General features: G+C 65.3%; 17 protein-coding genes. 7 read left to right on the top strand and 10 right to left on the bottom strand.

Going from position 1 to position 22,615, the window contains the following annotated elements; all coding sequences use genetic code 11:
* Nucleotides 1-23: 23 nt before the first annotated feature.
* The 3 genes from pyrE to DAES_RS12645 form a co-directional block, all read right to left on the bottom strand.
* Complete coding sequence (gene pyrE / locus DAES_RS12635) at nt 24-584, bottom strand: orotate phosphoribosyltransferase (protein ID WP_013515422.1); 561 nt, start codon at nt 582-584, stop codon at nt 24-26.
* A 6-nt stretch (nt 585-590) separates the two neighbouring features.
* A complete protein-coding gene (gene purB, locus DAES_RS12640; RefSeq protein WP_013515423.1) occupies nt 591-1,886 on the bottom strand; it encodes an adenylosuccinate lyase in 1,296 nt (431 codons plus the stop codon).
* Between the two features lie 82 nt (nt 1,887-1,968).
* On the bottom strand, nt 1,969-2,307 hold the full coding sequence (locus DAES_RS12645; protein WP_013515424.1) for an FmdB family zinc ribbon protein: 339 nt from the start codon (nt 2,305-2,307) through the stop codon (nt 1,969-1,971).
* 338 nt (nt 2,308-2,645) lie between these two features.
* Between DAES_RS12645 and DAES_RS12650 the strand changes: the two genes are divergently transcribed.
* Complete coding sequence (locus DAES_RS12650; protein WP_013515426.1) at nt 2,646-3,149, top strand: hypothetical protein; 504 nt, start codon at nt 2,646-2,648, stop codon at nt 3,147-3,149.
* Between the two features lie 79 nt (nt 3,150-3,228).
* Here the strand turns inward: DAES_RS12650 and DAES_RS12655 are convergent, their stop codons facing one another.
* Nucleotides 3,229-3,558 (bottom strand): hypothetical protein, encoded by a 330-nt coding sequence (locus DAES_RS12655; protein ID WP_013515427.1) that lies wholly within the window; start codon nt 3,556-3,558, stop codon nt 3,229-3,231.
* A 215-nt stretch (nt 3,559-3,773) separates the two neighbouring features.
* Complete coding sequence (locus DAES_RS12660; protein WP_041271437.1) at nt 3,774-4,376, bottom strand: hypothetical protein; 603 nt, start codon at nt 4,374-4,376, stop codon at nt 3,774-3,776.
* A 198-nt stretch (nt 4,377-4,574) separates the two neighbouring features.
* Here DAES_RS12660 and DAES_RS12665 point away from each other — a divergent pair, with 198 nt between their 5' ends.
* From DAES_RS12665 to DAES_RS12685, 5 genes are all read left to right on the top strand, one after another.
* Entirely contained in the window at nt 4,575-4,847 is a 273-nt protein-coding gene (locus DAES_RS12665) for an acylphosphatase (protein WP_013515429.1), read from the top strand.
* Between the two features lie 101 nt (nt 4,848-4,948).
* The gene (locus tag DAES_RS12670; protein WP_013515430.1) at nt 4,949-6,388 is read left to right on the top strand and encodes a sensor histidine kinase; all 1,440 of its coding nucleotides are present in this window, start codon (nt 4,949-4,951) and stop codon (nt 6,386-6,388) included.
* On the top strand, nt 6,385-7,743 hold the full coding sequence (locus DAES_RS12675; RefSeq protein WP_013515431.1) for a sigma-54-dependent transcriptional regulator: 1,359 nt from the start codon (nt 6,385-6,387) through the stop codon (nt 7,741-7,743). Before DAES_RS12670 ends, DAES_RS12675 begins: the two co-directional genes overlap by 4 nt.
* A 119-nt stretch (nt 7,744-7,862) precedes the next feature.
* On the top strand, nt 7,863-8,825 hold the full coding sequence (locus DAES_RS12680; protein ID WP_013515432.1) for a chemotaxis protein: 963 nt from the start codon (nt 7,863-7,865) through the stop codon (nt 8,823-8,825).
* A gap of 25 nt (nt 8,826-8,850) precedes the next feature.
* Nucleotides 8,851-10,434 carry a DUF885 family protein gene (locus DAES_RS12685; protein WP_013515433.1) on the top strand — a complete coding sequence of 528 codons (1,584 nt, stop codon included), beginning with the start codon at nt 8,851-8,853 and terminating at the stop codon, nt 10,432-10,434.
* An 87-nt stretch (nt 10,435-10,521) separates the two neighbouring features.
* Here DAES_RS12685 and DAES_RS12690 read toward each other — a convergent pair whose 3' ends face one another.
* From DAES_RS12690 to DAES_RS17005, 5 genes are all read right to left on the bottom strand, one after another.
* Nucleotides 10,522-12,288, bottom strand: coding sequence for an HD-GYP domain-containing protein (locus tag DAES_RS12690; protein ID WP_013515434.1), 1,767 nt, complete (start codon nt 12,286-12,288; stop codon nt 10,522-10,524).
* Between the two features lie 18 nt (nt 12,289-12,306).
* Nucleotides 12,307-12,687, bottom strand: coding sequence for a response regulator transcription factor (locus DAES_RS12695; protein WP_013515435.1), 381 nt, complete (start codon nt 12,685-12,687; stop codon nt 12,307-12,309).
* 110 nt (nt 12,688-12,797) lie between these two features.
* A complete protein-coding gene (locus tag DAES_RS12700; RefSeq protein WP_013515436.1) occupies nt 12,798-15,329 on the bottom strand; it encodes an ATP-binding protein in 2,532 nt (843 codons plus the stop codon).
* Nucleotides 15,317-16,579, bottom strand: a complete 1,263-nt coding sequence (locus DAES_RS12705) for an ABC transporter substrate-binding protein (RefSeq protein ID WP_013515437.1) — start codon at nt 16,577-16,579, stop codon at nt 15,317-15,319. The genes DAES_RS12700 and DAES_RS12705 overlap by 13 nt, the downstream gene beginning before the upstream one ends.
* A gap of 125 nt (nt 16,580-16,704) precedes the next feature.
* Complete coding sequence (locus DAES_RS17005) at nt 16,705-19,389, bottom strand: hybrid sensor histidine kinase/response regulator (protein ID WP_157864860.1); 2,685 nt, start codon at nt 19,387-19,389, stop codon at nt 16,705-16,707.
* 310 nt (nt 19,390-19,699) lie between these two features.
* Here DAES_RS17005 and DAES_RS12715 point away from each other — a divergent pair, with 310 nt between their 5' ends.
* Nucleotides 19,700-22,525, top strand: coding sequence for an SIS domain-containing protein (locus DAES_RS12715; protein ID WP_013515439.1), 2,826 nt, complete (start codon nt 19,700-19,702; stop codon nt 22,523-22,525).
* The last annotated feature ends 90 nt before the right edge of the window (nt 22,526-22,615 follow it).

The raw sequence follows: 22,615 nt of genomic DNA on the forward strand, positions 1-22,615 counted from the left end.
GAACCACAACCGCCTTTCGGCGGCTACCGCCCCCCGGCGGACAACAACGCCTTGCGCGTGAAAATAGCTTCCAGTTCCAGGCCTGCCGCCTTGAGCCGCTCGCGCCCGCCTTCCTCGCGGTCGAGCACGGCCAGGACGCCCGCGATCTCAAGCCCGGCCTCGCGCACCCGCTCCGCCGCAGTGAGCAGCGTGCCGCCGGTGGTGCAGACATCCTCCAGCAGCACGACCCGGTCGCCCCGACTGAAGTTGGCCAGCCCCTCAAGGTACTGGTCGGTCCCGTGGCCTTTGGCCTGCTTGCGGATGATGAAGCCGGGCATGGGCCGCCCCTCAAGGTGCGAGACCACGGTCACTCCAGTGACCAGGGGATCGGCCCCAAGGGTCATCCCGCCAACGCCCTTCACCTCGTAATTCTTGAGCATCTCTACAAAGAGACGCCCGATGAGGTAGCCCCCTTCAGGGTGCAGGGCCGTCTGCTTGCAATCGAAATAATAATCGCTTTTTTTGCCCGAGGTCAACGTGAAGTCCCCTTCCTTGTAGGAAAGGGCCAGGAGCAGGCCCGCCAGTCTGGTCTTCAATTCGTTCATATATCCCTACCCCTTGAACACGCGCGCAAAAATATCGTCTTCGTAGCGTTTGTAATACGAGGCGTCGAAGGCTTCGTCAAGGTCGTTTGCCTGAAGCAGGGCCGCCATCGCCGGGTCGTTGCGGATTTCGTCCTCAAACTGGACGCGCTCGGCCCAGCAGCGCATGGCCACCTTCTGGACCATCTCGTAGGCCTCCTGGCGCTTGAGCCCGGCGGCGATGAGCTTGTTGAGCACCCGTTGCGAGTAGAACAGGCCGAATGATCCCATCAGGTTGCGCCGGATGTTGTCCTCTTTGACCACCAGCCGTTCGAGCACGCCGCTCAGGCGGTGCAGCATGTAGTCGATGAGCGCCGTGGTGTCGGGCATGATCACGCGCTCCACCGAGGAGTGGCTGATGTCGCGCTCATGCCACAGGGCCTGGTTCTCCATGGCGGCCAGGGAGTTGGAGCGGATGAGCCGGGCCAGTCCGCAGAGGTTTTCGGCAGAGATGGGATTCTTCTTGTGGGGCATGGCCGACGAGCCCTTCTGGCCGGGCGTGAACCCCTCCTCCACCTCCAACACCTCGGTGCGTTGCAGATGGCGCAGCTCTAGGCCGACGCGCTCGATGCCCCCGGCCAGCAGGGCCAGGGCGGTGAAGAACTGGGCATAGCGGTCGCGCTGGACGATCTGGGTGGAGTGCGGGTCCGCCTCAAGGCCGAGAATGGCGCAGGCGCGCTCCTCAAGCTCCGGGCTCAGGTGGGCGAAGGTGCCGACCGCGCCCGAAAACTTGCCCACACGGACCGCCTCGCGGGCGGCCTCGAACCGCACCTTGTGGCGCATGAACTCGGCGTAAAATCCGGCGAATTTGAGCCCGTAGGTGGTCGGCTCGGCGTGAATGCCGTGGGTGCGCCCCATGCACAAGAGCCCCTTGTGCTTGTGGGCCATGTCCCTGAGCACCGCCAGGACGCGGTCGATGCCCTCGGCGATGATGGCCCCGGAACGGGTGAGCAGCACGCCGTTGGCCGTGTCCACGATGTCCGACGAGGTGCAGCCGAGATGGATGTAGCGCGAACTTGGGCCGACCTTCTCCTCCACCGCCGTCAGAAAGGCGATGACATCATGCTTGGTGGTCTCCTCGATCTCAAGGATGCGCTCCAGGTCGAAGTCCGCCTTGGCGTGGATCTCGTCGCAGGCATCGGCAGGCACCTGTCCCATGTCGGTCCAGGCCCTGGTCACGGCCAACTCCACCTCAAGCCAGACCCGGAACTTGTTCTCCAGGGTCCACAACTCTCTCATGATCGGGCGGGAATATCTTTCAAGCATGCTCTCTCTCGCTCGTAGAATTTCTGTGCGGCGGAACCGCCATCAAAAAAAAGGCAGCCATGGCTGCCTTTTCCGCTCTTCGTCAGGATGCGGAGCCTGCGGACGGAGAGTCCGAGACCTCTTTCTTGGCCACGGGAGCTGTCTCCGTGTCGGAGGCCTTGCTGGCACCGGCCTCACAGCCTTTGCCAGTTCCGTTGTCGGCTCCGCTGGTTGCGTCACCGTCTGTTTTCACAGGGGGCTTCTTGCCCGCGTAGTCGGTGACATACCAGCCGGACCCCTTCAACTGGAAAGACGTGTGCGAGATGAGCCGGGTGGCGGGTTCGCCGCACTGCGGGCACTGCATCTCCCGCTCCTCAAACCCCGACTGCCATTCCTCGAACACGGATTGGCAACCCCCGCATTGATATTCATAGATGGGCATCGGCAAGCCCCCTAGGACTTCAATGGTTAAATGTTTGAAAGCCGAAACCCTTAGGACTTGGCTTCAGCCTTGGCTTCACGGATGCGGGCCTTGATCGCCTTCTTGCGACGCTGACGCCTGCGGTCCAACTCTTTCATGCGCTCATGCTTCTTGTGACGTGCCATTTCGGTCTCCTTGATATTTCTGCCCTGACGGGCTTTCTTCCATGCGAGCCGCATCTGATATAACAACTGCCACCACTTTGTCCAGCCCCGCGAGAAAGGATTTCCCCTTGACGCGGCCACTCAGGATGACCATATTCCCTTTTCCAACGCCATCGCCCGTGAGGAAGTGAGACCATGATCAAAAGTGTCAGTTTGAAGAGCGCCATCAAGGACGCCATCGAGATATTCCAGTTCGACCTGTGGATGCGGTTCCACTTTGTCACCGAAAAAGATGACCAGTTGTGGATCGCCATCCCCGAGGATGTCATGGCCCGCATTCAGGACGAGCACCCGGCCCTGCACCGTCTGGCCGACATGGTCAACGACACGGCCATCGACTACAAGCGCGCCCAGGAAAACGTCTGCGCCTATGTCAGCGCGCGCCTGGACGGGCAGAAGTACGACCCCTCGGTCCTGCCCCAGGTCTTTGACAACGCCGCCTTCAAGATCGAGATGTATATCTTCAATCTCTGGATGAAGATGCACGAGAGCCACCTGGACGAGGAATACATGGGCTTTGCCGAATGGCTCGAAATGTATGAGGGCTGGAACTCGCTTGACGAGGTCAAGGAGTACCGGGCCAAGCTCGTGAACAGCGGTGCCGATCCCGGCGACCCGACCTGCACCACCACCCAGTAGCATCCGCCGGAACCCAGACGCGAAAGCCCCCGCGACCACATGGTCGCGGGGGCTTTCGCGTCTTTGTCGGCCCGCACGGTCACTGGCGGGGCGGAGCTCCGGTGTCCCGTTCGTTGCCTGGGGCGGGCTTGCGCTCCACCCCGGTCACCTTGCCGCCCTTGCCCTTGATGACCACCCGATCGCCCCGGCCCGACGGATCGCCCTGGTCGGCCCCATTTTGGTCAGTCCGGTCATCCTGCCTTGCCGTATCGGCCTGCTCGCCCCGGTTCTCCTGGCCGGAGAACGCCACCAGCACGGCCCCCTGCGCGTTGGGCGCGGCCTGGGATGCTGCCTGGGATGCTGAAAGAGGGGCGGCCAGGACCGGCGCAGCCATCAAGACCAGCAGCAGTCCCGCGACGGAAATTTTCATGCAATGCCTCCAATACGTCATCCACACACATCCAAGGGTCAGCAAGCGCCATGCCGGGCAGGCCTGGACCAACCCCCATCGCCACGGACAGCGCGCCATGGGACCACGCGCCCAGCCCAATGGTCCGGAACCGCACGCCCTGTGCGCAAAAAATGCGCTGTTACAGACGCCTTGTGCCCACCGGGCCAAACGCTACCCGCGCCGCCGCGTCCATGTCAATGACCCTGGCGCAGCCCGTAGTCGAGGTACAGGGTGGAAACCGCCTCGTCCACTGCCCGAAGGCCCGGCCCGTCGCCCGGCTGGACAAGACCCACGAACCTGAGCATCCCGATGCTGGTGTAGACGATGTAGACCACGGTGACCACCTCGCGGCCCTGGGAGTCGACGCCGTCCAGTTCCAGGCGCAGCATGTTCCTGGGCTCGTGGAAGCTGGCCTTCCTGAGCCGCGGCCCTGGCCCGGCCCCCTGGCTGGCATGCCCGCCGCCCGTATCGGCCTGCTTGAGCCCCCGGATCACGAACCGGTTGAAGTTGGCGATGTGATCCTTGGACACCACCCGTCCGGGCAGCCTGGACACCAGCAGGCAGACCGGGGCCGGGGCTTCCATGACATACCCCGCCTCCCAGCCCACGGGCAGCGGTGCCACGCCGTCGCTCAAGGGGCGAAACCGGTCCAGCGCCGGACCAGGCACCTCTGCCCAGCCGCCGGACAGCCAGATGGTGTATCCGAGGGTCTGATTGTAGTACGGCAGTCCGGCCACAGCCGGGCCCGACCACAGGATCAGAATCGCAGCCGCCGCGACAACATATTGAAAACGCATGAGATTACCCTGCTTCACGGTTGTGAGGCAGTCAGAGCAGACCCCCTTCATACGCCGATCCCGGAACCCTTGCAAGTCACAACCGGGCCGCGCATCGGGCGGGATTGCACCAAAGTCGCAGCCACCCCTTTTCATTCCCGTTTTTTTTCCGTATACAAAAGACACGATGGAATCACCTATCTTTACGGGAGAAACACCATGAAGAGCTACACCTGCATTGTCGAAGGCAAGGTCACCGGCGGAAAATTCCAGTCATGGGTGCTCAGCACGGCCCAGCGGCTCGAACTCAAGGGCTGGGTGCGCAACATAAACGATGGCAAGGCTGAAATCCTCGTCCAGGGCAACCCTGATTCCTACGCGGTCCTTCAGGCAGCGCTGAAGACCGAGGCGCCGGTGCCGGACCTCAAAGCCGTCACCTGCACGGTCATCGAATACGACAAGGTCCACGAGCGGTTCGAGGTGCGGGGCTAGCGCCCCGCGATCCACCGGGCCACACCCATGGCCGCCAGCGCGTTGCGGCGGAGTCCGCGACGCTGGCGGTCTTTGCCGCCCGGAAAGCAACGGGAACCACGATGGCCAAGGCCCAAGGCCTGAACATAGCGGCCAAGCTCCTGCTCTGGTCATGCGCCCTGGTGGTGGTCTTTGCCGCCACCACGGCCTATCTGCTGCGCCAGGTCCGGCACGACGCCGAGGTCTCGAGCCGCATCATCAGCGTCAACCACGACGTGGACTCAGCCATCCAGCGCATGCTTGAGCGGCTCTACAGCGTGCAGGACAACATCCGCCGCTACCGGCTCATCGGCAGCCAGGAGGCCGTGCGCTTCGTGGTCGAGGATCTGACCCGGTTCGGCGAAATCCTGGACGACACGCTGAAGAAACACCCCGGCTACGCTGACCAGTGGCGCGACCTGAACCAGGAATTCGAGATCACCCTGACCCCTGGCGAGGCTCCAGGCGACACCCTGACCCCGGACGCCACGATCCTTGAATGGACAGACACCCTCGGGCACAGCCTGCTCGAAAACCAGATCGACACAGAACGCGCCCTGATCCGGCTCCACGAATCGGGCAGGCGGGCGGCGAATATCGGCCTGTACGGCCTGATCCTGAGCCTGACCCTCGGCATCGGCGGCAGCCTGATCCTGGCCTGGCACCTGAACCGGTCCCTGTCCGAGGTCCGGCGCGGGCTGCGCGACCTGGGCCAGGGCGGAACCGTGCGCGACGTGCGCGTGCTCTCAGGCGACGAACTGGGCGAGTTGGCCCGCGCCTTCAACGCCATGGCCGGGCGCCTGAGGCGCGAGGAGCGCATGCGCGCCGATTTTGTGGCCATGCTCAGTCACGAAATACGCACCCCGCTGACCAGCATCCGCGAGGCCGTGGATCTCGTGGGGTCCGGCGCCTTGGGCGAGGTCAACGAGCGCCAGGAGCGTTTTCTGGCCATCGCCGGGCAGGAATCCATCCGCCTCTCGGACCTGCTGGCCCGGCTCATGACCGTCTCGCGCATGGAGTCCCAGGCCCTGGACCTGTCGCCCGAGCCGACCGATTGCGCCGGGCTCGTGACCTCGGCCCTGGAGCGGCTCGCCCCCACGGCGCAGGCCAGGCGGGTCGCCCTCTCGGCCCGGCTGCCCGACGCTCCTGTCAGCTGCGTCTGCGACCCGGCCCATGTGCAGCAGGTGCTGCTCAACCTGATCGGCAACGGCATCAAGTTCAGCCCCGAGGGCTCGACTGTGACCATCGAACTCCTGGCCGACGAGTCCGCGGCCACCTTCCGCGTCAGCGACACCGGCCCGGGGATTGCGCAGCAGGAGCAGGAACTGGTGTTCCACAAATACTACCGCGAGCCGGGCATGCGCCACAGCGTGGACGGCGCCGGACTCGGACTGGCCATCGCCCGGCGCATCGTCGAGGCCCACGGCGGACGCATGGCCCTTGACAGCGAGCCGGGCCTCGGCTCCACCTTCAGCTTCACCCTGCCCCTCAAGGGGGCGGCACCCCGCAAGGACACCCCATGACCAAGGCGCACATCCCGACCATCCTGGTGGTGGACGACGACGAGAACATCCTCCAGGTGCTTGAGGCCCGGCTCCTCTCGACCGGGCTCAATCCGCTCATGGCCGACCGGGCCGAGACCGCGCTGGAGATGCTGGCCTGCGAGCCGGTGGACCTCGTGGTCTCGGATGTCAAAATGCCCGGCATGGGCGGCCACGGGCTGCTGCGCGAGATTCTCGAACACTGGCCGCACATCCCGGTCATCATGCTCACGGCCCACGGCACCATCCCGGACGCTGTGGGGTCCATCCAGGCCGGGGCCGCCGACTACCTGACCAAGCCCTTTGACGGCAAGGAGCTGGTCCGCCGCATCCGGGCCATCCTCGAGGCCGGACCGCCGGACCGGGGCGCGCCACCGTGCGCCAGGGACGCGTCCGCAGCCACGGCCAGCCTCTGGGGCGGCGAGGCCCCGGCCATGGCCCGCTTCCTCTCCCTGCTCGACCGCGTGGCCCGGTCCACGGCGGGCGTGCTGCTCTTTGGCGAGTCCGGCACGGGCAAGGAGCTGGCCGCGCGCATCCTCCACGAGGCAAGCCCCAGGGCGGGCGGCCCCTTCGTGGTCGTGGACTGCGGCTCGACCCAGCCCACCCTGCTCGAAAGCGAACTCTTCGGCCACGTCAAGGGGGCGTTCACCCACGCCCTGAAGGACAAGAAGGGGCTTATCGAGGAGGCGGACGGCGGCACCTTGTTCCTGGACGAGATAGGCAACATCTCGCCGGAGATGCAGACCCGGCTGTTGCGCTTTTTGCAGGAGGGGACCATCCGCCGCGTGGGCGACACCCGCGAGCGCAGCGTGGCCTGCCGCGTGGTGGCGGCCACCAACGCCAACCTGCCGGAAAAGGTCCGGGCCGGACAATTTCGCGAAGACCTCTACTACCGGCTCAAGGTGGTCACCCTGACCATCCCGCCCCTGCGCGAACGGGCCGAGGACATCCCGGTCCTGGCCCGCGGCTTCGTGCGCACCATGTGCAACGAGCAGGGCCGTCCCGAGGCGCGCCTCTCGGCCAAGGGGCTGGAGCGGCTCAAGGCCCACCCCTGGCCGGGCAACGTGCGCGAACTCAAGCACGCCCTGGAGGCCGCCCTGGTCTTCTGCCAGTGCAACACCCTCGAGGCGGATGACATCCAGCTCGACCCGATCCCGGAGGGATCTCCGGCCTCCAATGCCCCTCTGTCGCTGGACGAAAGCGAGAAACAGGCCATTATCCGCGCTCTGGCCCTGCACGGCGGGGTCAGAAAGGACGCCGCCGACGCCCTGGGCATCAGCCGCCGCGCCATCCACTACAAGATCAGGAAATACGGCATCGGCTCGGATCACGACTGATATCCGTAATTATTTGCCGCTTAGTGGAACCCGCGCACTTGCAAGGGCCAAGGTCCATGGTATAAGGATGGTGCCCGGCTTGTGCCGCACCCGCGCCAATCGCACTGGAGACAGCGTTCATGGTCGAAAACAACATCCTGCTCGAATCCGGCACAAACGAGGTCGAGATCGTCGAATTCTACCTCGACGAGGCCCGTGCCTCCGGGCAGTACCGGGGCTACTACGGCATCAATGTGGCCAAGGTGCTGGAGATTCTCCAGATGCCGGAGCTGACCGACATGCCCGAAGTCTCCCACCCCGCAGTGCTGGGCGCGTTCAACCTGCGCCACGAGATCATCCCCCTGGTCGATCTGGCGGGCTGGCTCGGCAAGATCCGTGCGAAAAACGAACCGCCCAAGATCATCGTGACCGAGTTCAACAGGACCAAGAGCGCCTTCCTGGTCTCGGGCGTCACCCGCATCCACCGCATCAGCTGGAACCAGGTGGAGGCCCCCACGGGCTACGTCTCGTCCCTGTCTGTCAATTCCATCACCGGCGTGGTCAAGTTCTCGGGCCGCATCGTCTTCATCCTCGACATGGAGAAGATATGCATGGCCCTCAACCCGGACGCGCCGCCCGTGCAGGAGGCCAGTGAGCAGGTCAGGCAGGATATCCTGAGCCGACACGTCAAGGCCCTGGTGGCCGACGATTCCGTCATGGCGCGCAAGATGATCTCCGGCATCCTCGAAAAGGCCGGGTTCACCGTCCATCCCGTGGAAAACGGAGAGCTGGCCTGGCGCTACCTCTCCAACGCACGCCGCATGGCCGCCGAGCACCACCGCCCCCTGACCGATTTTGTGGACATCGTGGTCACCGACATCGAGATGCCTGTCATGGACGGCCACACCCTGACCCGCTCCATCAAGGAAGAGCCTGAACTGCGGAACCTCCCCGTTGTCCTGTGCTCGTCTATCATCACCGAGACCCTCCACCACAAGGGCGTGGCCGTGGGCGCCGACGACCAGGTGTCCAAGGCGGAACTCGGCGACCTCGTCCCGAAAATCCACAGCCTGCTCAAACGCGCGGCAACTGCCAAGACATAGCCCCCCCCAAAGCCGGAACCCCTCCATGAAAATCAAATCAGCGGATTCTTTTTTTTCCTATCTTGGCAAACATTTTCCGGTCATGTGCGCGTCCGGGGCCTTTCCCCACCTGCCGCCGGTCATGGCCTCGGCCAAGTGGCTCGACCGGCTCGACGACCTCTCGCGCCGGGGCATCGCCAAGCATGTGGCCCGGCTGGTGTCCTTCAGGAAGGAGTTCGAGACCGGGGCGGCCAAGGCGAGCGGCCCGGAACGCTGGATCATGCAGGCGCTGGCCCGGTGCGCGGCCTGCGCCATCGCCGAGCTCGATGGCGCGAAAGCCTGGGGGAAAAGCCCAGAGCTGTACCTCCAGGTGGCCTTCACCGGACTGGAGCAGGCCGTGGACATGCCCGCCAAAAACCAGGCCGCACGCGAAAAACGCTTCATCAAACGGCTCAAAGCCATCCCGGCCCTGCTGGCCCACGGGCCGGACAACATCGAGACCGTGAGCACCGCCTCCCGTTCCCGCACCCAGACCATGATCCGCGACTGCGCCCGGTTCCTGACCGGCCTTGGCGAGACGGACCTGGGCCGGGCGGGCAAGGGTCCGCGCCTGCTCGGCGACAGCCTGAACGCCCTCCGGGACTACGACCGGTTCGTGGCGGCCCGGCCCGAAACCCGCGAGACCGAAGGCGCGCCCTTTGCCCTCATGGCCGCCGGGCTGCTCGGCACTGACCGGTCCGCCGCCGAGATGTTCGCCATCGCCGAGGCCGAATTCGTCCTGCGCGCCCATGGGCTGCGCAAGCTCGAACCTGAGCTTGGGACAAAGTGGCGCGATGCCCTGGCCGGATACAGGGGCCCGGCAGAGGAGACCCTCGAGCCCATGGACGCCGTGGTCCGCGAGATTCACCGGCTACGCGCCTTTGTCTACGAGACCGCCCTGCCCGGCGTCTTCAACGACTCCGGACTGCGCATCGACCCGCAGCCCCTGCATATGGCCTCCACCCTGCGGCCCATCCACTACGATCCGGCCCTGGGAGCCTGGCCCGACGAACCCTCGCGCTGCTATGTCAGCCCGCAGATGTTCAGCGGACGCGGCTTCCGCGACGACCCGGCCCGGCTGGCACGGATGCGCCGCGAATACGTGTTCATGACCGCCCGGCAGACCTATCCGGGCCGCCACCTGCTCAACTCCGAGCGGCGCGCGTTGGGCGACTCGCCCCTCTCCCAGATCATCAGCCCCCTGTTCATTGCAGGCTGGCTCGCCTTTGCCGAAAACCTGCTCGACGAACTCGGCTACCTCGAAAACCCCCTGGACCGCCTTGTCCATCACCATCGCGGCCTGCGTCGGGCCGGGCTGGCCATGATCGACGCCGGACTGGCCGCAGGCTCCCTGACCCAGGACCGCTGCCTGTCCATCCTGGCCGACTCCGGCTTCTCGCACGAGGAATCCCTGGAGCAGGTGCGCGCCATCCGGCTCGCCCCCACCAGCCGGATCACACCCGTGCTCGGCCTGCACGAGTTCGACACCCTGCGCCGGGAATCGGGCCTGGAGCTTGGCCCGTTCTGCGCGGCGGTGTTCGCCCAGGGCCAGATCCCCTTCCCGGCCCTGGCCGAGAGCCTCAAGACATAACCCGCACGGGACGCGCAAAAAAACCGCCCAGAACCCTGACAGGAGGGGACTGGGGGGAACACGCGCCGCGCCGCACAAGTGGCGGCATCAGAGCGCGGAAAAACTGCCTATTTCCGAAAGATGGGTGACCCGGGCCAGCTTGACGCGGCCCGACAGGGTCTCGATCCTGGCTACGTTGGCGCGGAAGAAGGCCACCAGTTGGCGGTCGAGCTTGCCCTGCCCGGCCTCGCCGTCGAGAATCCGGATGGCCTCGCTGCGGGTGAAGGCGGGCTTGTAATGCCGTTCCTGGGTCACGGCGTCGTAGATGTCCACAATGGCCATGATCCGGCTCTGGATCAGGATATCGTCGCCCATGAGCCGATCGGGATAGCCGCTGCCGTCCATGCGCTCGTGGTGCTGGCGGATGATGGTCAGCATGTTGGCATACCCCTCCTGCAACGGAATATGCTGGAGGATGCGCTCACTCTCTGCCGGGTGCCGCTGGATCTCCCTGCGCTCGTCCTGGGTCAGGTTGCCGTATTCGAGCAGCAGCGCGTCCAGCTCGTCCTCATACAAGAGGGGCAGCCTCTCCCCGCCCACGGCCCAGTAGACCGAGCCGAGCCGCCGGACGTAATCCAGGTCCTCGGAGTCCGGGTTCATGGCCGTGTTGAGGGCTCGCACCCGCTCAAATGCCTCGACCCAGTCGAAGTCCGACGACAGGCCGTGAAACTGGAACCTGGCCCGCACCACCTGCATGCGCCGCTCTGGCAGCCGCGAATCCTTGGTCAGCACGTCTTCCTTGATACCGATCTTGCCGACATCGTGCAGGATACCCGCGTAGTATATTTCGCGCAGCTCCTGATCCGTGAAATGCGCCCTGGTAAATCCTGCGTCCTCGTTGAGGAGATGGGCAAAGGCCACGCCCAGATGGGCCACCCGCTCGGAATGACCCGCGGTGAAGGGATCGCGGGAATCAATGGCCTCGGCCAGCGCCTTGAGGATGGCGTTCATCAGGGTCTGCACGCCCTCGAAATTGAAGGCGTTGCTCACCGAGATGCCGGTCACCGAGGCCAGGGTGGCCAGGCTCTTGCGGTGCGCGGCCTCGAACACGCCTGTGGCTGCCGAAGCCAGGACGAGCATGCCCTCGCACCGGTTGGGCGACAGGATGGGAATGACGATCATGGCCTTGATCCCGGCCAGTTCGCCGTGCCAGCGGCTGTCTGCCGCCAGATCGTTGATGATCTCGCCGTGGCCGGACCGGGTCATCCGGGCGAACAGCTCGCTGTCGGCCAGGGGCTGGAGATCGCAGCCGGACGGGAAACCGAACTGGGCCGCCAGCCGCAGCCGGGCGCAGCCGGGCTCGGCAAGAAAGACCATGCCAAACTCGCCGGGATAATTCTCGCGGCGGCACTCGTTGATCAGGGCGTCCACCACGTCGCGCATGCGCAGGGAGGTGTTGATGACCGGCACCGAACGATGGAGCAGGGCCAGCTCGCGATACTTGGCCAGGGCCTCGTCCGCGATGGAGCGCCGGGCGCGCTCCATGTCGATGAACTCCTGGATGGCGTAGGCGGCAAAGGCGAGCAGCCGGTCGCCAGCTTCACGCCGCTCGGACGCATCGGCCCCGAAGAGGCGCATCCGGAGCTGGCCGCCGTGGAGCAGGTCGAACTGAAGCGGGGTGGAGAGGATGTCCGGCCTGTTCTCGGCGAAATAGGCCTGGGGGTCGAGATCCGTCAGGGCGTCGCACCCTTCGGTCAGGACCACCTCGCCCTCGTAGACAATGGCAAGGGGACAGGCGCCACCGGTCAGGTCAAAGGCCTTGCGCAGCAGGTTGCGCAGGGCCACGGGGCGGATGAATTTCTTGAGCGGGGTCATGCAGATTGAAAAACAGGCCTATAATCCCAACATGTCCTTGGAGACCTTGAGAATCTCGTCCGGGTCAAAGGGCTTGGTCATGTACATCTTCGCGCCCAGCTCCAGGCCCTGTTTGCGGTCCACCTCCTGCCCCTTGGCCGTGAGCAGGACGATCTTGACCTCGTTCAGACTCTGGTCGCCCATGACGATCCGGCAGACCTCGTAGCCGTTCATTTTGGGCATCATGATGTCGAGAAAGACGAGATCGGGCCTCTCGCTCCTGATGAAGGCAAGGCCCTCCTCGCCGTCCGAGGCGGTGAACAGCTCGACGCCGTACTCGTCCTCAAGCTCTTCGAGGGTCTGCTCCAGAAGCATCTTGATGTGGACCTCGTCATCGACAATGAGGATTTTTCTGCCCATTTCGCAAACTCCTTCAAACCGAAATGAAAAACGCTCCGAGCATGCACCACGGCGGGCCCGTCAGGATTCATGCCACACAATAGACTCTCTGCGCAACGGCGGCAACCCCGTTATACCGCTTTTTCCCGTCCGCCACGCACGGGCAGGATGATCACGGTCAGGTCCGGCACGCGGGAGAGCAGGTCCAGGTCCAGCCTGTCGGCCATTTCGGCGGGGATGAAGATCATGCCCTTGAACCCCTTCTCCACATGCCGCCAGATGTCTCCGGGCGGGCACAACGTCATGTCACTGGGGCAGAACACGGTCAACCCCTCAAAGGTGACATCGTCGAGATCGCCCAGCACGAGACAGGAGCGGCGCACGTCCTGTTTGAGAAGCAGGGCGCGGACCACCTCCACGAGCCGCTGGTCGTTGACCGGCTTGGTCAGGGCCAGGTCGCCGCCTGCGGACATGTCCTCACTCAGGGCCGAGAGGACAAGAATGGGAATGTGCCGGGTGAACGGATTGTGGCGCAGGCACCGGATGGCCGTGCGCCCGTCCATGTCGGGCATCATCAGGTCCATGGTGATCAGGCCCGGCATGTGGTCCCTGGCCATGACCACGGCCTGCTCGCCGTTGGCAGCCAGCATGACCCGGAAGCCGCACCCCTCGAACAGCTCCGTGAAATAGAGGCCCAGGATCGGGTCGTCGTCGACCACCAGGATGAGCGGCGGCAGATGACGCTCGTCCGCCAGACGCATGAGCATGGCCGAATCCGGCTCGGGCAGGATTCCCCGGCACGCCTCGTCCACCGCGTCTTCGCGGGGACGGGTCATGAGGGCCGGGATGGTGAAAATGAAGTCGCTGCCCTTCCCAGGCTCGGTCTCAAGCCAGATCCTGCCGCCGTGATGCTCGACGATCTGCCGACAGATGGGCAGCCCAAGCCCGGTGCCCGAAGGCTTTTCGGTCAGGGTGTCGCCCACCTGCTTGAACTTGTCGAAAATCTCGTGGATGAATTTCTCCGGGATACCCGGCCCATGGTCGGCCACGGACACAAGCACTGCGTTGCGGTCCAGGTGCGCCCGGCATGTGACCGGACCTCGGCTGGAGAACTTCACGGCGTTGGAGATGAGGTTGACCATGACCTGGACCAGCCGGGAATGGTCGCCGCGCAACGGCGGCAGCCCCTCCTCGACGTCGAGGACCACCTCGATCCCCTTGGCGCTCCACAGCCCGCGCGTGGCCTCGATGGCCTGGCGCATGACATCGCCCATGAAGACAGCCTTGTCGCGCCAGACCACCTGCCCGGCCTCCATCTTGGCGATATCGAGCACGTCGTTGATCATCTCGGTCAGCCGCTCGGCCTCGGTCACGATGATGCCCACGTTGTCAAGCACCTGGGCCGCAATCCGGCTCGCGTCCGCATCCCCCCCCAGAGAGGGCAGCACGCCTGCCCTGATCTTCCTGCCGATGATCTTGGCAAAGCCGAGGACAGAGGTCATGGGCGTCCTCAACTCGTGGGACACGGTGGAGATGAAGTCCGTCTTGAGCTGGTCCAGGGCTTTCTCGCGGGTGATGTCGCGCACCAGCACAACCCCGCCCAGACATCGGCTGACCGGCTCAGCCACCATGATGGATGAGCCCACGGCCTTGCCCGTGCGCCCGTCGGACAGGGGGATCTCGGCGGACTGGATGACCCCGCCGCAGCTGCGGATGGCCAGCGCCAGTTCCGAGACCTCCACCGGAAACACGTCGGCGGCGGCAAAGCCCACATAGTCCTTGTCGCCCAGGGCGAAGAACTCCCGCATGGCCGGGTTGATGACCGATACCGAGCCGCTGGGGCTGACCACCAGCAGCCCGTCGACCAGGTTGTCGATGATGGCCGAGAGATAGACCATGTGCTCGCGCAGCTCGCCCGTGGCCTTGTTGACCTCGGATTCCATGTCCGAGAAGAGCCGGGCCAGCTCCCCGGCCATGGTGCGCATGGTCCTGGCCAGGTGCCCCACCTCGTCGCTCGAGGTGATCTCGATATCCGCCGTAAAATCGTGGGAGGCGAGTCTGTCCGCGTACTCGGTCAGTTGCAGCAGTGGCCGGGAGATGCGGCGGGTGATGACAAAGAGCACGCCCACGCAGACCAGCAGGATGACAAAGAGCAGCGCCTGGACCTGGATCACTGCGGCCCAGAAGTACTTCATGATCAGTTCCTTGCTCATGCCCACATGGACATATCCGGCCACCCCGGCCAGGATGGGCACCCCCACGTCGATGATCCGGCCCAGGGGCGCGGCGACCACCTCTGTCACCAGCGGCGCGTCCTGCGGCTCGGCCAGAGTGGTCAGCCGGGGCGGCATTTCGGGCACAAAGGTGTGGGAGACCACGATGCGATCGCTGTCCATGACAAAGACGTAGGCCACGCCGTCGATTTCCAGGTACTGGTCGATCATGGCCTGGACCGTGGCCGCGTCGCGGTTGAGCAGGATATCCTGGCTCGCGCCCGCGATGGACTGGGCGATGGCAGTTCCCTTGCTGACGTACTCCTCCACCATCCGGTCGTAGAGCATGTACGCGGCCAGGACCGATGTCAGCATGGCGATGACGCCGAAGAGGACCACAGCGAGAATCCCGGTCTTCTTGAAGATGGAGAGACTTCTTACCTGCGCCATGCTTCCCACTGCTCATCGCGCACCGGCACGAACGCGCCCTGCTCCACGGTGGTGAAATACACGCGGCTGAGGCCCTGGTGGTTGTCCGGGCCAAAGCTGAGTCTGACATCGATTCCAAGATCCACATCCCTGAGGGATTGCGCCGCCGCGGCCAGTCCGAGTTGGGGATTCGCGTCGAATTCCCTGAGCACGCGGGCCATGGCAATGGCGTTGAGGTACCCCTCGAATCCGGCAAAGCTGTAGCGAAACGGCTGGTATCCTGTCCCGGCCACATCCGGTGGCACCACCTCGATGGTGTCCATGAGTTGCCGGTACTCGCGCACGGCGGGCAGGCTCAGATCCTCGTAGCTCGGCACCACCTGGGAGTTGACCAGATCACGCGTGTAGTCGATGCCGCGCGCCTTGCCGATACCCTCCAGCCTGGCCAGCATGTTCTCGCTGCCCACAAAGGAGACGTTGGCTATGGGCTGGTCAAGCCCGGCGTCGCGGGCATCGCGGATAAAGGCGGCACAGGGGGCGTAGGTTCCGACCGAGATGATCGCGTCGGGCCTGGCGCGGGCAAGGATGCGCACCTGCTCGGCCATGGGCTGGTCAAAGCCGGAGCCTCGCCGGTAGGTGGCCTCGCCGACCATGGTCAGGCCGTGGGCGGCCAGGGCGCGGCGCACGCCGTCCCAGCCGCTGCGGCCATAGGCGTCCGCCTGATAAAAGACCGCGATCCGCTTGCGCCCCAAGGCCACGAACCTGTCCACCAGCCCCTTCAACTCCTGGCGATAGGAGGCGCGCAGATTGAAGACGTGCCTGCCGTAGGGCTGCTCACGCTGGGGCTGGGCGCCGGTAAAGGGGAAGAACAGCAGCTTGCTCGCCCCCGCCGTGCCGCCGAGCAGCGGCAGGATGCGGGTCACGGTAGGCGTGCCGACATAGCCGTAGAGGCAGAGCACGTCGCCCCGCCGCAGCAGTTCGAGGGTGTTTCTGATGGCGGGGTCGGGCTGGTAGCCGTCGTCCAGGGTGACGAGGACCACGGGCTTGCCGTTGATGCCCCCGCTCCTGTTGAGGTGGGTGAAATAGGCGGCGGTGCCGCGATACAGCTCGCCCCCAAGCCCCCGGCTGTGGCCGGTGAAGGCCGCCGACATGCCGAGCACGTAGCTGGGGCCGCCCGTCCCGGCACGGGCAATCCCGCAGGCAGCCAGCACGGCCAACCCCAAAACTATGGCCGGGCAGGCCCGCTGTATCCAGATGACGCACTGTCTCATGCTCCCCCCGCGTCCGAAAGCGCGCGTCTCGGCGGCTCACGGACGGACCACCTCGCTACCATGTTACGCGGAGGATGAGAAGCCGTTTGTTCCGCCCAAGGGGTGGGAACAAGTCGTTTCTGGCGTCAGACTGTCTGGCCGTTGCCGGGCAGGAGCAGCACCTGGACGTTGGTCATGCCGCAGATGCGCGGCAGGTCGATGGCGTCGGCCATGGATTCGGGCATGACCACTGTGCCTTCGAAGCCGTCGTCGAGCAAGGCCCACAGTTCGACCTCGGAGCAGCGGATGACGCTTTCGCCGCACAGGCCGGCCAGGCGGCAGGATTCGGGCGCGGACACGGAACCCAGGGCCAACACCGGGCGCGCCGGGCCACCATCGCCGATCAAGGCGTGGACCGCGCCGATAAAGGCGTCGCCATTGACGGGCTTGACCAGGGCGGCGTCGCCCCCGGCCATGTGGCACCCCTCGAAGACCGAGACCACGAGTATGGGGATGTCGGCCAGATGCCGGTCGCGGCGCAGGGTGCGGATGGCCGTGCGGCCATCCATGCCGGGCATGAGGATGTCCATGGTGATCAGGGCCGGGCGGCGGGCGGCGGCCAGGGTCAGGGCCTGCTCGCCGTCACAGGCGGCGTGGACGCCGTAGCCCTCCTTTTTGAGCAGCATGGAGAGGTAGTCCCTGGCCGCGGGGTCGTCGTCCACCACCAGGACCAGCGGCCTGTCCGCCGGGTCTGCCGGGGGCAGGGCCACGTTCATGACCGTGCCGCGTCCAAGCTTGGATTCCGCCCAGATGCGTCCATGGTAGTGCTCGACGATCTGGCGGGATATGGCCAGCCCCAGGCCGGTTCCCGCCGGCTTCTCGGTCAGGGTGTCGCCCCTGTGCACCTGATGGAACTTGTCGAATATCTGCTCCAGGTATCGGGCCTTGATGCCCCGCCCGGTGTCTTCCACGCGGATTCTGGCCATGCCCTGGTCGTCGAGATAGAGGTCCACGGCCACCTCGCCGAAATCGGTGAACTTGACCGCGTTGCTGAGCAGATTCATGAGCACCTGATGGATGCGGTCCTGATCGGCATGGACCAGGGGGACCGGGTCCATGCGCCGGATGGTCAGCCGCACCTGCGGCTTGGGACTGAGCAGGCCGCTGGCCGCGCTCACGGCGCGGTTGACGCACCCGGCCAAATCGATCTCGGTGAACCGCCAGTCCTCCTGGCCGGACTCGATCCGGCTCAGGTCGAGCACGTCGTTGATCAGGCGTGTCAGGCGCTCGCCTTCGCTGCCGATGATATCCAGGTTCGACTGGATGCGCTCGCCCAACCGCTGCGCCTGCGCGGTGTCGGCCAGGTGCATGAAGGTGCGCGTGAAATCCCGCCGGATGATCTTGGAGAATCCGAGCAGCGAGGTCAGAGGCGTGCGCAGCTCGTGGGAGACGGAGGAAAGAAAGGCGGACTTGAGTTCGTCGAGCTCCATGAGCCGCCGGTTGGCCTGCCGCAGCTCCATGGCCTTTTCCACAAGGACCTTGGTCCGCTCCCGGACCAGATCCTCAAGATCGGAATTCATGGTGGCCAGCACTTCGGCCTTGCGCTTGCGCTCGGTGACATCGGTGAACACGACCACGGTCTCGCCGCGCCCGCTGCGATAGGTTTTGACCTGCACCCAGCTGCCGTCGCTGAGCAGCTCCTCCACGGGCGGGCTGATGGTCCGGTGGCACTTGAGCCGCTCCTCGACCCAGGCGTCCTCCCGCCCCAGGGCGCTGACAAACAATCCGCTCTCGGCACCAAGGCGGGAAATCTGCTCCACCGTCAGGCCCGGCTTGAAAAACCCTTCACCGCAGCCGGCCACTTCTTTGGCCCGCCTGTTGGCGATGATCAGCCGCTCCTTGTTGTCATAGAGCAAGAACCCTTCGGAAATGGAATCTATGGCGTCCACCAGCCGATCGCTGGCCATGGCAGCCCGGCCTTCGAGATCGTTGATCAGGGCCGTGATGCGGTGGGCCATGGCGTTGATGGAGTCGGCCAGCCTGCCAAACTCGTCGTCGCTGCCGATGATGGCCCTGGCCTCAAGGTTGCCCAGGCTCAGCTCGGTGGCGGTGTTGCTCAACTGCACGACACTCCTGGCCACGCTGCGGTTGAGCACCCAGAAAATGGAAGCGGCCAGGAGCAGGGCCAGGAGCACGGACAGCATGAGGACATACCGGACCAGCGCGCTCGACCGGGCAATCTCGTCATGGGCGTTGCGCGCCCCGTCCGTGGCAGAGACGGCCAACTGGCGGACCAGAGAGATCAGATGCAGGTATTCGCCCTCCATCTCGCCCTGGGTGCGGGCAAAGGACTGATCGCCGACACCGACCGCCCCGGCCAGCTCGACCATATCCTCGAAAAGCGCACCGTAGCGCCGGATTGATTCGCCAAGCTCCTCCAGCCGGACCGCCCCGGCCTGGGAATCAGACGAGAACTGCCGCATGTCCTGCAGCCAGGCCGCGTTGCGCCCGGCCTCGCCCAGCCGCTGGGTGAACTCCGGAACAAAGACCATGCGCGCGCCGTCCAGGCCGAGATCCCCGATCCGCTGGCAGAAATCGCGCTCGGCCTGACGCGCCAGTTGCAGCCGGGAATCCATCTCAAGGGCCAGCCGCTGCATGCGCATGGAGTCGGCCACTATCTCCCCGGCCTTCTTCTCCAGCACGCTCAAGGCCGCGACCCCGACGACCGCCACCAGCAAAATAAGCGCAAGCAAAGACCCGAGCGCGACCGCGAACTTGCGGACAATGCCCATGGAGCGCCATTTGGAATCGAGATAGTGAAGAAGCTTCATAGTTTGCGCATTTGCAATCAGCCCGCACCCACACCGCCAAAGACAGGCTGGCCGATCACAACTCCCCCGAACGTGACAGGCTCCGGCGACCCGCGATCACCGAAATCTCATCAGCCCTAGACCATCTGATACCGGATGTCCAGAGTCGCGGCGAATCCGGCCCGCCAAGGCAGGGCCATCGGGCTTGCCAAGCCGGGGCAGGTGCAGTAATTCCAAGGACGCGGTCCGGACGGGGCCATGTCCCGCGCCCCGTGGCGTTGCGACGCAATCCGGAGACCGCCCACTTTCTCACCAGGAGTTTACACCCCCCATGTGTGGAATCGCCAGTTTTCTCAGCAACAGGCAGTGGCTTGAGACACCCGACACGGCGTGGATCGACACCGTTGCCGATGCCTTTGACACAGTGGTGGCAGGCAACGACCTCATGGACGCCGCCGCCCCGCTCTCAGCGCTGACTGACCATTTCTACGACCTGATGGCCTTTGGCCTGCACCTGCAACTGGCGACCGACCCGGCCACCCGACTGCGGCTCGAAGCCATCCGCGACGCCATCCGCAAGCTGCGGGGCGCGGCGGCGGTCAAGCTGGAGCAAGGCCCGCGCACCGACGCGCTTGAAGCCCTGCGCGAGCAGCTCGACGACTACCTGTGGCAGATCGACCAGGAGGTGCTGGCCAATGTCGGGCGCACCCTGGCCCTGATGCCCGCCCCCCTGGCCGCGGACGCCAAGGCCCGCGACCGCCATCTGCTGGCCTGGGGCATGGAGCTGGTGCTCGAATCCATCGACAAGCTCGAAGTGCGTGGCCGCGACTCCGCCGGAGTGGCCGTGGCCTTCATCCTGCCTGCGGACATGGACCCTGAACTGCGCCTCTCGCCCGCCCAGAAGGCGGAATTCTGCGACCGCTGCTCCATCGCCCACGCCGACACCCGCCAGGTGCTGGTGCGCAAGCTCGACGACGGGCGCACGGCCTGCCGGTTCCTTTACAAGGTGGCCCAGCTGGTGGGCCAGCTGGGCGACAACGGCGCGGCCCTGCGCCGGTTCATCGTCGAGGACGAACTCCTGTGGACCATGGCCGAGGGCCTTGAGACCCTAAACATCATCGCCCACACCCGCTGGGCGTCCAACGGCATCATCTCGGTGCCCAACTGCCATCCCGTGGACGGGCTGGTGGAAGGCGGCGTTTCCACCGGATTGGAAAAAACCATGTTCGTGCTCAACGGCGACGTGGACAACTACCGCACCCTGGTGGAGGAGACCGTGGTCTCCAAGGGCGCGTTCATCCCGCCGATCATCTCCACCGACGCCAAGATCCTGCCCGTGCTCTTCCACATGGACGCGCCCGAGGACGGCGACGCCGAGGAGCGGTTCCGCAGCGTGCTCAGGCGGTGCGAGGGCTCCCTGGCCGTGGTCATGCAGAATTTGAGCGATTTCGACAGCCAGTTCCTGGCCCAGAAGGGCAGCGGCCAGAGCTTCAACGTGGGCCGCACCCAGGACGGCTGGCTGGTGGCCAGCGAGGCCTACGGCATGGCCGCCAGGGCGCGCAGCTCCTACCCCATAGCGGTCCATCGCCAGGGCGGCGTCTCGGTCATCCTGCGCGACAACGACCCGGCGGACGCCGTGCCCATGGCCCGGTTCCTCGATTCGGGCGAGGGCGTGCCTCTCAAGGCCGAGAAGATCGAGATATTCTCGCGCGACATCTTCCGCGGCGAATACAACCACTACATCGAAAAAGAGATGCACGAGGCGTCCAACTCCGTGCGCAACACCCTGCACGGCAAATACCTCAGGCACAACGGCCGGGCGACCTTCCTCCCCGAGGGATTCGGCAACGGCCCGGCCCTGGTCAGGCGGTTCACCACCGGGGCCGTCCCGGTCAAGCGCATCATCTGCGTGGGCCAGGGAACCGCCGCCGTGGCCGCCATGGCCGTGGCCCGGCTGCTCAGGCGCTCGCTGGCGGGCAGTTCCATTTCAATAGAGTCCTACACCGGCAGCGAGCTGGTGGGTTTCATGGGCGACGAGCGCATGGACGATGTGGTCCTGGTCCCGGTCTCCCAGTCCGGCACCACCACGGACACCAACCGCGTGGTGGACCTGTGCCGCGACCGGGGCGCCTGGGTCAATTGCATCGTCAACCGGCGCAACTCGCCCCTGGTCCAGAAGTCCGACTCCTACATCTACACCAGCAATGGCCGCGATGTGGAAATGGCCGTGGCCTCCACCAAGGCGTTCTACTCCCAGGTGGCGGCGGGCAAGCTGCTCTCCCTGTGGCTGGCCAGCGTGCTTGGCACCATGGACGCGGACGCCGTGACCGCCGAGATCACCGCCCTGGAGGGGCTGCCCGCCAAGATCGATCAGGTGCTCGACGGCAAGGAGGCCATCGCCGAGGTGGCGAAAAAGTACGCCCCTGTCCACCGCTACTGGGCGCTGGTTGGCAACGGAGCCAACTGCGTGGCCGCGCAGGAGGTGCGCATCAAGCTCTCGGAGCTGTGCTACAAGTCCATCCCCTGCGACGTGACCGAGGACAAGAAGCACATCGACCTCTCCACCGAGCCGCTGACCCTGGTCATGGCCAGCGACCTGCCCGAGCTGGTGGTCATGGACACGGTCAAGGAAGTGACCATCTTCAAGGCGCACAACGGCTCGCCCATTGTCTTCTGCGCCGAGGACGAGACCCGCTTCGACGGTGTGGCCGAGGCTGTCATCAAGGTGCCTCGCGCCGGCGGCGGGCTTGACTTCGTGACCGAAACCGTGGCCGGACACTGGTGGGGCATCGCCGCGGCCAAGGCCATCGACGCCCACGCCGAGCCCTTCCGCGCCGCGCGCATCGCGCTTGGCGACATGATCGCCGATCCGGCCACCTGGGACCGCACCCTGGTCCTCAACCAGCTCAACAAGTGCGTGGACCGCATCGCCTCAGGCGCGACCGACTCGGCCCTGCCCGCCCGTGTGGCCGCGGCCCTGGCCAACTACATGCTCTGGCTGGTCAACCAGTCGCCCTCCATCTGCGTCACCGAGACCCGTCTGGCCGACATCCTGACCATCCTCAACAAGGCCATCGAGGAAATGACCCGCCCCATCGACACCATCCGCCACCAGGCAAAAACCGTGACAGTGGGCATCAGCAGACCGCAGGGGTAGCTCTGGTGTGGGCGAGTAATAAAGTTGAGAACCAAGTAATAAAGTTGAGAACTAAAGCCGCTTCTGGTAATCACATTAAGTGAACCAACC

The sequence above is a fragment of the Pseudodesulfovibrio aespoeensis Aspo-2 genome, assembly GCF_000176915.2.
Classification (GTDB): Bacteria; Desulfobacterota; Desulfovibrionia; order Desulfovibrionales; family Desulfovibrionaceae; genus Pseudodesulfovibrio; species Pseudodesulfovibrio aespoeensis.